Consider the following 11,514-nt stretch of genomic DNA (forward strand, 5'->3'; position numbering starts at 1 on the left):
CATCCTGTCAATTTGTTTTTCTACGCAAAAAAGACCCTTTACCCAAGGGTCTTTGTCATTCTATTTCATATACGTATTCACGAGCTCGTAACAGCGCTCTTTCGTCTGTTTGGCAAGCTCTTCCGTTTGGACGACTCGGGATAATGAACCGCCGCCCTCCTCATCATATCGTTTCTGGGCCGCAGCATCCCTATCCTTCATCCATTGGCGCTGTTTCACTTTTAATGCCGCCATGTCTGAAGCAGGAAGCTGTTTTTGCAGCACGCCGTATATCTCGTTCAGCAATCCGTCCCACATTTGATAATTGTAACCGTAATCCTCAATCATCTGATAATCACTTTGATAGTCATTGTGCTTTTCTTTCTGTTCTGTCGCTGACAATTTGGCAGCATAATCTGCTTTTGTGTTTCCCTTTTCCTGCTCACTGCTCTGTGTATCCGCGTTATCTGATGACTCGGTTTCCTCAGCCGTTTGAACTTTTTCTTGCTCCGGAGCCTCAGTCTCGTCTTCATTATCACTCACTATACTGGTATCCTTTGAGCTGATCGCCGCCTGTCTTTCCCCATTTGAACTTTTCACATTGAAAAGATAAGCTGTTCCGCCGGCAGCCTTCGATTCATAGGACTTCACAAATTCCGCCGTTTCACCGTTTCTAGACAGAATCGTTTTTGCTTCTTCTTTTGTCAGCTTGATATCATCCCCTTGAAGCGACTTACTGTCCCATTTGTTGATCTTCCAATCGCCATCTTGCTTCACCAATTCAAATGTCCATGCCGTGCCCATGTTGTTTAATTCTGTTGCCGGGTCTATTGATGAAGCCTCTATCTTATTCTTGTTCTGTTCATATGTAAAACGCACATCAAAATCAGTGCCGGATTGAAAAGGAGCATCACACTCGCAAAAGTACTCCCCAGCCAAATCCTTTAAGGTCTGATCTGCAAACGTCTCTGTTGCATAAGGCAGCAGACTAGGCCGCAGCTTGCTGAAATCAGCCTTATTCGTTGTGCTCCAGCCGTTTTCTGTTCCCGCTTTATCAAATGCGTTGAAGATCGAATCAATATCGTTTTTCAAAGCTGATTTTACTTCCTGCTCTGTCAGCTTCGCAACGCTCGCTTTCTTCACAGCTTGCTTTTCCTGATCCTTATCAGAAGCTCCGCTATCAGAACACGCCGATAATAGGAATAAAACAGATAAAAGCAGCGCACCCAATTTATAACTCATTGTCTCTTCTCACCCTTCTGCTCTCTCATGGTAGCTTTCTTATTTTATAGGTCTTTTGTAGGTTTGTACATTTGATTTTTACATAGGCAGAAAGAGACTGAAATGAATTCTTCTTTAGCTATGCCACAATAAAAAAGAACTTCTCAATGGAAGTTCTCACTTATTTTTCTCATAGGATTGTTTGATCAACCCCATAATATATTCAATGTGTTCGTCATCTTTTATGAAAATCTCATAGTCTCCATTTCCCCAGTGACCGGTCTCAGAGACATCGCGCATTTTCTCCTCGGGATCATGCAATTCTCCCTTTTTCATATTCACCCACACCTTAAGTCCGCTTTTTAAAAGTAGAATATCAACGAAGTTTCGCTTACTAGATGTAAACGCAATATAAAGCTTTGTCGGTTTGATTGAAATATGATCGTCCAAATTAAAAATGAATTCCTTTAGCTGCTGATAAAGCTCTATGATGTCAAACGGTTTATCTGCAAGATGATCCTCTTCAGAAAACACTTTAATTTCTTTGCTGACCTCTTGAATGGTCTCACTTTGCTGCGAAATGGTCTTAATCGACTCGGAGACGCCATCAGCCTTCATTTGATTCAACTGGATCAGATCATTTTCGTACCTTTTAATCTCCCATAATTCAATTGGCAGGTCTTTAAAATGGATGGATTGCTTTTGATACACCGTAAAAACAGGTGAAATAAAAATGACCTTCGACTGCGACCAATCCACATCATCCCGCTTTAACGGACGATCATGATTCTCATTGTACTCAAGAATGAAATCAGCTTTATGATTGAGCATTGCCGCTAAATAGGCGTAGCCCTGGTCAACAACACTGAAGTTCTTCGTATTTTTATACTCGATAATCACAAAAGATTTCGTCTCAGCATCAAACGCTAACGTATCAATGCGGAAATTGCTAATCCTGAATTCAGATTTCACAAAACTGAGCCCCAACATTTGCTGAAGATTGGTCTCAAATAAATCCTGAATCTCTTTTTCTTTTTTAAACGGTTTCTCGCGAATATCTTCTAGCTGATTTTGGTTGTTTACTTTATAGAGATACATGCTGGGCTCCTTTTATTTTACTAGTTCCATTAAGGTTTCTAAGGATAGACTCGAAACCGGATTTTGCGTTTTTGTTTTCAGTGTACTGCCAATTAAATAAGAATAGTCACGGCACTCTGCCAATTGAAACCGGACTCTATTATTCGTTTTAGTGATCTTGGCGGGTTCTTCAGATTCCCAAGCGTCAACGATCTTGTAAACATTTAAAATCACACCGCTCCGAACAACAATTGCCCGTTTACATTCCTTTGCTCTGGACAATTTCATATCCCAGTTCCCGCAAGCGCGGTTCGTTAGCGTGTCGCCTTTTTGAATATCCTTGATCTTTATGATTAAGAAATCTTTATCCAAATGAGCTCTTCCCCTTTTTATTGATCTATCATCATCTTATCAAAACGGTGCACTTAGACACATGCCAAATGACTCATTTTTCCACCAAAACACGTTCTCACACCCACCCCCATCCCGCCCCGTGGTAAAATTTTGATATTGAGCGAATAAAAGAAGGGAAATGGTCATGAAAGTATTTGAAGCGAAAACACTGCTTTCGGAAGCGACAGACCGTGCAAAAGAGTACAAAGAACTAAGAACGCAAATGGTAAATTTGAGAAAAGCGTTAAAAAGCGTCGCTGATCTCAGTGACAGCGAATTTTCAGGAAAAGGCGCCAGCAACATCAAAGCCTTCTATCACGACCACGTCGGCGTCACCGACCAATGGATCGACTACATCGACATGAAAATCGCATTTTTCAACAGCATCGCCGGAGCCGCCGAGGACAAAGGCCTCTCTGACGCATACATCGAAGAATCTTTCCTGGAGCATGAACTGGAAAATGCGCACAAAAAATCGAAATCCATCATGTCTGAACAGAAAAAAGCGATGAAAGATATCTTAAACGATATCGACGACATCCTCCCGCTCGACCTGTTTTCAACAGAAACCTTCAAAGACGAGCTGGCAGATGCCAACGACAAACGCAAAAAAACACTGGAAAAATTGGACGCCTTGGACGAAGACCTGAAGACAGAATACGCCCTGTCAGAACCAAACGAACAATTCATCAAATCCGACTTCCAAAAGCTCCAAGAAGCAACAGGCAAAGGCAAAAACGCCACACCCATCCACTACAACGCCAAGGCTTACCGTGAGAGCGACATACATAAGAAAAAAGGCGACATTGAAAAGCGGACGGATGCTTACTTGAAGATTAAGAAAGAGGAAGCGAAGGAACGCAAGATTGAAAAATTAAAAGAAAGACTGAAAAACTACGATTATGCAGATGCCGATGAATTCTACGAAATGGCAAAAACGATCGGCTATGAAAATCTGACAGCAGAACAACAGAGATATTTCACCCAAATTGAAAACACGCGTGAGTTTGAAGCAGGCTTCAAAGGGGTTGCCGTCGGCCTTTATGATTCCGGGAAAGACGCGGTCGTAGGCCTGTGGGATATGGTCACAGATCCGGGAGGAACCGTTGAAGCGATTACCGGAGCGATGGCTCACCCGATCAAAACGTATGAAGCCATTTCAGCGGCAATCGAAGAATCGTATCAAAAAGACATGGTGAATGGTGACACCTACTCAAGAGCAAGATGGGTGTCATATGCGGTTGGCACTGTTGTCACATCAATTGTCGGCACAAAAGGCGTAGGAGCCGTCTCAAAAACTGGCACAGCCGCCAAAGTGACGACCAAAGTCAAAACAGCAGCAAGCAAATCAGCAACAGCCCAAAAAGCCATAACGGTCTCAAAACAAACCGTTGATCACATCAAACAAAAAGTAAACACAGGCATTGAAGTATCAAAAAAACACGTCAAAACCAAGTTAAATCAAATCGGTGATCTCACACTTGCGGATATTCTCCCCTATCATCCCCGTCACGATTTAGTGCCGGCAGGCGTTCCTTACAACGCAGTCAACGGGGTCACACTTAAAGAGGGACTGCAAAAATTCGCCAAGGTCATCCTTCCGAAACCATACGGAACGTCATCAAGCGGAAGACGAACTCCAGCGCCACATGTACCGCCGGTAACCGTCAAATATGGCGAGCACTACGCAAAATGGACCAGGAAGAAAGTATTGAAGCCGAATGTCATCTATAAAACAAAAGAAGGCTACACGTACACCACTGACAACTATGGTAGAATTACAAGTGTCAAAGCAGACTTGCAGCTGGGAGAAGCAAAACGCAACCAATATGCACAGTCAAAAGCAGGTAAACCAGACCGTCTGACTGATGACGACGGAGGCCACCTAATCGCCACTCAATTCAAAGGCTCAGGTCAATTCGACAACATCGTGCCGATGAATTCTCAGATTAATAGGAGCGGCGGCAGATGGTATGAAATGGAGCAAGAATGGGCAAAGGCTCTTAAAGAAGAACCTCCGCAAAAAGTTAACGTTAATATAAAAGCCATATATAAAGGTGATTCACTAAGACCAGACAAATTCATCGTTAAGTACAGAATTGGAGATGCTGATTTTGAAAAAGTAACATTAAAGAATCAATCCGGAGGTTGAGATCATGGAAACACCAAAAATGGGTGACTTATATCAAAGAATAGCAAATCAGATAAATGCAATCATTCCCTCTGAATGGGAAAATGTATATCTTTACGCTGAAATATTAGACGACTCTTCGGAAGTATATTTTTATTTTAATATACCGGGCGAGAATGAATTCTTATACTCACATAACATTCCAGAACATTTTAATGTAAGCGAAGATATTTATGATGATTTATTAATCGAACTTCAAGAATCATTCGAAGAATTACGCGAAGAATATAAGGAAAATAATCCAGAAACTTGGACGAACTTGACTTTGAAACTAAATAGGACAGGCCAGTTTTCTATAGATTATAATTATGAAGATGTAATTGCTTCAGAGCTAAATGGATCTCAAAGAAAGGCTGTTTGGGTGTATAAAAATCTAGGTTTACTGCCAAAAAGGAAAACGGTAAGAGACTTTTTAGAGGAGTATATCAAGGCTAACGAAGGAAAAATTTAAATTAATTTCTGATATGGGACAGTTATATCAACAAATAGCAGAACAACTTAATGAAATGATTCCATCTGAATGGACAAAAATCGTTCTTTATGCGGAAATATTTGAGATTTATCAGAAGTTTATTTTTCTTTAACACACCACAAAGTTAGGATTATAAAACTCTCATTTTTTGCTTGTTGATATTCTTATAGTAACATGCATTCCCTAATTGTTAACTGACTTGTAAAATTAGGACTTGATTTAATATATAAAACTTTATATAAACGAATATAAGCCTCTCTGAACTCGAGAGGCTTATATTTTTAATTTGTCTTTCTTGAAAAGCACAACGGACACATTCCACATTTAACAATAACTTTTTAAAGATATGTGAAATCAAATAATAAATATTTATTTAGATAAGTTTAGGACTTATGTATAGTGGTTTACGATCCCTAGTCGTGATGTTCTTGTTGTTCCTGCATAGCATTAAATTCTTTTTGATAGAAACTATTAAAATCTTTTAGTATCTTCCTTGTAACTGATTTTATATTCTCACTCCTACTCCCTTTATTAAGAAATACTTTATTAACTATAACTTCAAACTCTTTAGACTTTTTAGATTTCCTGAAAAAATGCGGAAACCCAAATTCAAGAATACAAACACCTTTTGCATATCCATAATCAAATTTATACTCAACCTGAAGTGCTCTAAGTATTAAAAAATTGTAATAAGCTTCATTAACAATATATTCTATGTTATTTAATGTTTCCCCCTTTTCACCATTAATTATCACATTTCTAACACCATCATCAAAAAGTAACCCTGCTTCTTGCATTGCAACTTGCTGAGCTTTATCTCTACCAATCTCAATATTTTTAACGGCGTTAAATTTTAGATTTTCTTCGTGAATATCATTCGCTAGAGCTAACATAAATTTCATTCGATAACTATTGTTCAATTTATCCGAGCTGTACTGTGCTAATATAGTACTCGTCTCAATTTCATCTTGTTCTTTTAATGAGGTGCTTATTTTTTTAATTATCTCAGAATTAATTTCTTCAGTTTCACCTGACGTATACTCACTAGAAAAACGTATGTCACCTGTATCAACATCTTTGATAATATCTATTCTACCTGAAAATTTTCTATTAATATGTGCCCAATCTAATGTCACATCTTCTCTTAGTACTTCATACTCGATATATAAATGATTTTCATTTTCTACATTTAAGGCCGTGTCTGTTTGAAAAGTACAAGTATCCTCTAATTTTTCTAATTCCTCACTATCTATCAAATCAGTGTCAATTACTTCAACAAGATCGTTTTTAGTCTTACTTTGTAAAGCAGTATTTCTCACTTTCACATTATCTTCTTTTGTTTTTTGAATTTCTTGTAATTCTTCAAACTCTTTCGGACTAATCAACGTTGTTGTAAGAAATTGCACAGCATTTTTTCTGTCTTTACTTACATTAAAGACACCTCTTTTTTTCAAAAGCTTTTGCATATCGCTTTCCGTAATTACTGATTTCTTTAATAGTGGCTTTAATTTTTCTCCGTTTGGGAGTAATACCGATGAATCTCTATTCATTGAAAAACACCATCCCTAAAGTCAGGATTCAACTTCTTCAATTTTACCTTCTCAATAAATTCCTCTGAACTAAAAGAACTGTAAGCATTCCCTACCGCATCTTTATGATGCAAATCATGATAGTCAGGAAAAACAATTACCACTTCACTTGACCAATCCCTTGTAAAAGATTGAGCTAAACCAATTAATCGCTTTAAATAATTCTCATCGAAAAGTTCTTCAGTTACCAAAAGTAATGTCTTGTTTCCGTTAATATTAATAGAAAATGGTATTACAGGTGAGGAAATATATTCAAGCGGTAACTGTTTTCCTGAATATATTTTATCTATTGAAGAGTTATTTAAACCTGAATCAAGATAAAAATACTCCACATTTTTTTCCCCATATTCTTGATGTGCAAAAGAAATTGCCTCAAAGAGAAATTGCGCTCTTTTATTGTCCACAAGTGTTAAAGAGTCTAATGCAGATGTTTCTGTTACCCTAACGTTATCTAACTTATCCAACAAACCAATATACTCTGTGCCTTCACTAGCATTCCTATCAATCCAGAAAATTACACCATCTATTTTTCTTGCCTTTGTACCTTTAATTCTTCTCTTAAACAAATCTGAAGATGGATAGCATTCTGCTGCTGCAGAAAGATCTTCATAAAATTCTCTGAATTTGGATTTTATTCCTACTTCAGTAGCCGGATATTTATCTCTACACTTCACGCTCACTAATACGTCTTGTCTAGTATTATCTATTAGGTTTGATTTATATTGATATACATTATCAATTCCATGTTTTAGCCTAGATTTAGTTTCATTACCATGTTTTTTACTTCGAATACATTTTATTGTAACCCCGCTATCTGGCTTTATCCAACCGAACATCTCTAACAATCTAGCTACAATTTTTTCTCCAAGTTCTCCTGAATTTTTTGCTCCCTCTCCTCCTGCCACTCTATTTCTCCTCCTCAAAATAAATCTTGTAAAAACTCTTATTTTTCTCTACATCAAAACCTTTTTCCAATATATCACTCATTCCACCGATATCACCCATTGATATTCTTATTTTTATATCATCATCAAGTACTATTGTTTTAACAAACTTCTTCTCAACTTTTCTTACTGTATCTGGAGCAATATTGGTTTCTAATGGCTTTATTTGCTCATGCAAATAATCAATATCCTCATTTTTCTCTTTAAATACCTTTTCAAAATACTTCTCAGTATCAAAATAAGTTTCCTCTTTAAAAAATTCAATACTTTTTGATAGATACTCTACTTTTTCTTCTGGAGAAAATTTAGAACTATTACTTATAAATTTTCTACACTCTTTTAATAGATGCTCTGTCTTATACCTATCATCAACTTTGTACTTTACATTTAGAAAGTTCTCTTTCCAAAATACTGCATCATCTTTTCTTCTATTATTTACAAAAACTAAGAATTCACTTTTTTCCTTAAAAAACATAATTAATCCGAGTTTATTGTTTTGTTTTAGGTCAATGCCCTTGAAACTGGAAACGGTTAGTTTTTCATCCAAATTATTAACTTGTAAAAATTGCTCTTTATCTTCAACTTTTATAATACTTAAGATTTCCACTTCTTTATCTTCGTATCTAGCACCTTTAAATTTTAATATGAGTAATTCTCCACCTTTAATGTTTGGATGCCGAGATACTTCTATAAGGTGTTTTGCTATGTTCTGAGAATTTGTAATAAAATCATGCCCGTCTTTTAGTATTTGACTAGAAAAAAAATAAACCTCATTAAGATTTATCTCTGATTCATGGGAAAATTCGCATATTTCATTTTCTTCAAATTTATTAAAAGATAATTTTAAGAATGGTTTTTGAAAAAGTACGTTATCATCTATCACATTGTTTGAAATAACACTTTTCACCTTTTCCAGAGGATTTGCGATATAGTGTATAATTGCTTTTTCAAGTTCACACTTACTTAAATCAATCATCTAATTACCCTCTTTCATAACCATTGACATTACGTTATTAACTATAATATACGTCTATGTTTAATTATGCCATATTTTTATCAGTATTTGTCTATTTTTCTCTACAAATCAATCTATTCTCATTTTACATTACACTTTTCATAACAAAGATTTTAAAATTTTTGTAGAGTAAACTACACAAGATAAGAAAGCGCTTTCACTCACATTACTGCCATCAAGAAAACAATTTAGTAGTTGTGTTTCTACATTTAGAACAGTCGGTATGGAACTGAAGGTAAAGTTATAAAAAATCATAAAAGTTGAGAAGGATTTATCCCCCTCAACTATCTTTTAAAATTAATTGTGAGACACACTCCACATGATTCGTATGCGGAAACATATCCACAGGCTGCACTTCGAGCGTCTGATACCCGCCATCCTCAAGCACCCGCAAATCTCTCGCAAGCGTCCCCGGATTACAGGACACATACACCACCCGCTTCGGCTTCATCTCCACAATCGTCCGCAGGAGGGCTTCGTCGCAGCCTTTTCTTGGCGGGTCGACGACTAGCGTATCGGCCGTAATGCCTTCTTCATACCACTTCGGAATCACGGTTTCCGCTTCTCCAACCGCAAACTCAGCGTTTGTGATGCCGTTTAATTCAGCATTTCGCTTCGCATCTGCAATTGCTTCCGGCACAATCTCTACACCGTACACTTTTTTCGCCTGCTTTGCCAGGAAGAGAGAAATCGTTCCGATGCCGCAGTAGGCGTCAATGACGGTTTCTTCGCCTTTCAACTCCGCGTACTCAAGCGCTTTGTCGTAGAGCACCTTTGTCTGCTCTGGGTTGACCTGATAAAACGATCTGGCGGAAATGGCGAATTTGACGTCTCCGATGAGGTCGTAGATGTATTCTTCGCCCCAGATGACGTTTGTTTCGTTGCCAAAAATGACGTTTGTTTTGTTCGGGTTGATGTTTTGCACGATGGATTTGACGTGCGGGAATTGAGCTGTGATGTCTTCGATGATCTTCGCTTTATGCGGGAAATCGTTTGTTTTTGTGATGAAGACGATCATCATTTCGCCCGTAACAACGCCGTATCTGACCATGATGTGTCGGAGCCAGCCTTTGTGGCGTTCTTCATTGTAGGCTTTGACACCGTAGTTTGCGCAAATGTCTTTGACGGCTTGGACGGCTTCGTCGTTTTTGGATTGCTGGATCAGGCAGCCGCTCATGTCAATGATGTCATGGCTTCTTTGCTGATAGAATCCCGCGACGAGTCCGCCTTCCCGTTCTCCTACCGGCACCTGCGCTTTGTTTCTGTAGTTCCACGGGTCTTCCATGCCGAGAGTCGGGTGCACGGTGACGTTTGAAAGGTCCAGCTTGCCGATGCGTTCTAAGACGTCTTTGACTTGTTTCTGTTTAAACAGGAGCTGTCCTTCGTAGGTCATGTGCTGAAGCTGACAGCCTCCGCATTGCTTGTAAATCGGGCATGGGGCGTCCGTTCTATGCGGGCTTTCTTCCTTCAGCTCAATCAGACGGCCGAAGGCGAACCCTTTTTTGACGCGTGTCACTTTGATTTGGGCTTTTTCCTCCGGCAGGGCGTTCGGCACGAAGATCGGGAAGCCTTGGATCTTTGCGACGCCCGCTCCTTCGTGGGTCAAATCCTCAAATGTCACGTCGTAGTATTCATTTTTTTCTACTGGGGGTTTCATTTTCATGTATGTTCACCTCTTGTTTTAAGCGAAAGAAAAACTTGGCTATTCAAGCCAAGTTTTAGTCATCCAGCTGTTCCGCTTTCTCCTTCGGCATGACGACGTGAATGTGTCGATACAGATTCACGAATTCGCCCGGCAGCATGCCGCCGTACTCGCCGTCCAGGTTCAGCTGCATCTTTTCTGATACATTGACTTTCACGCGGTTCGCTTTTGTATAAATAATGTGCTGGTCGTTGATGTGTTCGCCGCGAAGCGCCATCGTGGCGACCCTGATAAATTCAGCAAGGTTTGCTTTCTTTAGTATCATCAAATCAAACATGCCGTCATTCAGGCTGGAATCCGGCGCGAGCTTTTCGAACCCGCCGACGGAATTTGTCAGCGTGACCAAAAACAGCATGATTTCACCTTGAAACAGCTTGCCGTCATATTCAATCTCGACTTCTGTCGGACGAAGTGAAGGCAGCATTTCCATTCCTTTTAAATAATAAGCAAGCTGGCCTAGCATTGTTTTGAGTTTGCTTGGCACGTCGTACGTCAGCTCTGTCAGACGGCCTCCTCCGGCGATATTGATAAAATACTGGCCGTTGACCTGTCCGATATCAATTGGGCGGGCAACGCCGTTAATGACAGTATCTGCCGCTTTTAAAATATCCTCTCGCGGAATGCCGAGCGCTCTGGCAAAGTCGTTCGTTGTGCCGACAGGAATCACACCGAGTGTCGGACGGTTGTCTAAAGGCGCAAGCCCGTTGACGACCTCGTTGATCGTTCCGTCTCCGCCTGCCGCAATGATCAGGTCAAACTCACGCAATGCCGCTTCCTTGGCAGCGTGTGTAGCGTCTCCTGCGCATGTCGTCGCATGGGTGGAGGTTTCATAGCCGGCTTGTTCAAATTTTTGCAGGACCTGGGCAAGATGCTTTTTAAAGATCTCCCGTCCTGAAGTCGGATTGTATATTATGCGTGCACGTTTCATTAT

The 11,514-nt window shown here is 39.4% G+C and carries 11 protein-coding genes; 3 read left to right on the plus strand and 8 right to left on the minus strand.

What is annotated here, in order from left to right; all coding sequences use genetic code 11:
* Positions 1-60 precede the first annotated feature (60 nt).
* The 3 genes from BGM23_RS18355 to BGM23_RS18365 form a co-directional block, all read right to left on the minus strand.
* Positions 61-1,221, minus strand: coding sequence for a lysozyme inhibitor LprI family protein (locus tag BGM23_RS18355; RefSeq protein WP_029726617.1), 1,161 nt, complete (start codon positions 1,219-1,221; stop codon positions 61-63).
* 156 nt (positions 1,222-1,377) lie between these two features.
* Positions 1,378-2,298 carry a DUF5655 domain-containing protein gene (locus BGM23_RS18360; RefSeq protein WP_029726616.1) on the minus strand — a complete coding sequence of 307 codons (921 nt, stop codon included), beginning with the start codon at positions 2,296-2,298 and terminating at the stop codon, positions 1,378-1,380.
* A 12-nt stretch (positions 2,299-2,310) separates the two neighbouring features.
* Entirely contained in the window at positions 2,311-2,649 is a 339-nt protein-coding gene (locus tag BGM23_RS18365) for a hypothetical protein (RefSeq protein ID WP_029726615.1), read from the minus strand.
* 166 nt (positions 2,650-2,815) lie between these two features.
* Between BGM23_RS18365 and BGM23_RS18370 the strand changes: the two genes are divergently transcribed.
* From BGM23_RS18370 to BGM23_RS22435, 3 genes are read left to right on the plus strand one after another with little or no spacing between them, the layout of a single operon-like run.
* The gene (locus BGM23_RS18370; RefSeq protein ID WP_029726614.1) at positions 2,816-4,822 is read left to right on the plus strand and encodes a T7SS effector LXG polymorphic toxin; all 2,007 of its coding nucleotides are present in this window, start codon (positions 2,816-2,818) and stop codon (positions 4,820-4,822) included.
* Between the two features lie 4 nt (positions 4,823-4,826).
* Complete coding sequence (locus BGM23_RS18375) at positions 4,827-5,312, plus strand: LXG family T7SS effector immunity protein YezG (protein ID WP_053581898.1); 486 nt, start codon at positions 4,827-4,829, stop codon at positions 5,310-5,312.
* Between the two features lie 55 nt (positions 5,313-5,367).
* Complete coding sequence (locus tag BGM23_RS22435; RefSeq protein ID WP_375847161.1) at positions 5,368-5,445, plus strand: hypothetical protein; 78 nt, start codon at positions 5,368-5,370, stop codon at positions 5,443-5,445.
* Positions 5,446-5,746: 301 nt separating this feature from the next.
* Here BGM23_RS22435 and BGM23_RS18380 read toward each other — a convergent pair whose 3' ends face one another.
* The 5 genes from BGM23_RS18380 to BGM23_RS18400 all read right to left on the minus strand — a co-directional run bounded on the left by BGM23_RS18380 (position 5,747) and on the right by BGM23_RS18400 (position 11,511).
* The gene (locus tag BGM23_RS18380) at positions 5,747-6,883 is read right to left on the minus strand and encodes a hypothetical protein (protein ID WP_029726612.1); all 1,137 of its coding nucleotides are present in this window, start codon (positions 6,881-6,883) and stop codon (positions 5,747-5,749) included.
* Positions 6,880-7,827 (minus strand): GapS4a family protein, encoded by a 948-nt coding sequence (gene gapS4a / locus BGM23_RS18385; RefSeq protein ID WP_029726611.1) that lies wholly within the window; start codon positions 7,825-7,827, stop codon positions 6,880-6,882. The genes BGM23_RS18380 and gapS4a overlap by 4 nt, the downstream gene beginning before the upstream one ends.
* Before the next feature lies 1 nt (position 7,828).
* Positions 7,829-8,842, minus strand: coding sequence for a nucleoid-associated protein (locus BGM23_RS18390; RefSeq protein ID WP_029726610.1), 1,014 nt, complete (start codon positions 8,840-8,842; stop codon positions 7,829-7,831).
* 319 nt (positions 8,843-9,161) lie between these two features.
* On the minus strand, positions 9,162-10,544 hold the full coding sequence (gene rlmD / locus BGM23_RS18395; RefSeq protein ID WP_029726609.1) for a 23S rRNA (uracil(1939)-C(5))-methyltransferase RlmD: 1,383 nt from the start codon (positions 10,542-10,544) through the stop codon (positions 9,162-9,164).
* A 55-nt stretch (positions 10,545-10,599) separates the two neighbouring features.
* Positions 10,600-11,511: a diacylglycerol kinase gene (locus BGM23_RS18400; protein WP_003233894.1), complete on the minus strand. Its 912-nt coding sequence runs from the start codon at positions 11,509-11,511 to the stop codon at positions 10,600-10,602.
* Between the last annotated feature and the right edge of the window lie 3 nt (positions 11,512-11,514).

The sequence above is a fragment of the Bacillus sp. FJAT-14266 genome (assembly GCF_001719225.1).
Classification (GTDB): Bacteria; Bacillota; Bacilli; order Bacillales; family Bacillaceae; genus Bacillus; species Bacillus subtilis.

Bases quoted from the DNA above. Each gene is read 5' to 3' on its own strand.
- BGM23_RS18355 (WP_029726617.1), bottom strand. From the start codon at position 1,221: ATGAGTTATAAATTGGGTGCGCTGCTTTTATCTGTTTTATTCCTATTA.
- BGM23_RS18360 (WP_029726616.1), bottom strand. From the start codon at position 2,298: ATGTATCTCTATAAAGTAAACAACCAAAATCAGCTAGAAGATATTCGC.
- BGM23_RS18370 (WP_029726614.1), top strand. From the start codon at position 2,816: ATGAAAGTATTTGAAGCGAAAACACTGCTTTCGGAAGCGACAGACCGT.
- BGM23_RS18375 (WP_053581898.1), top strand. From the start codon at position 4,827: ATGGAAACACCAAAAATGGGTGACTTATATCAAAGAATAGCAAATCAG.
- BGM23_RS22435 (WP_375847161.1), top strand. From the start codon at position 5,368: ATGATTCCATCTGAATGGACAAAAATCGTTCTTTATGCGGAAATATTT.
- BGM23_RS18380 (WP_029726612.1), bottom strand. From the start codon at position 6,883: ATGAATAGAGATTCATCGGTATTACTCCCAAACGGAGAAAAATTAAAG.
- BGM23_RS18390 (WP_029726610.1), bottom strand. From the start codon at position 8,842: ATGATTGATTTAAGTAAGTGTGAACTTGAAAAAGCAATTATACACTAT.
- rlmD (WP_029726609.1), bottom strand. From the start codon at position 10,544: ATGAAAATGAAACCCCCAGTAGAAAAAAATGAATACTACGACGTGACA.
- BGM23_RS18400 (WP_003233894.1), bottom strand. From the start codon at position 11,511: ATGAAACGTGCACGCATAATATACAATCCGACTTCAGGACGGGAGATC.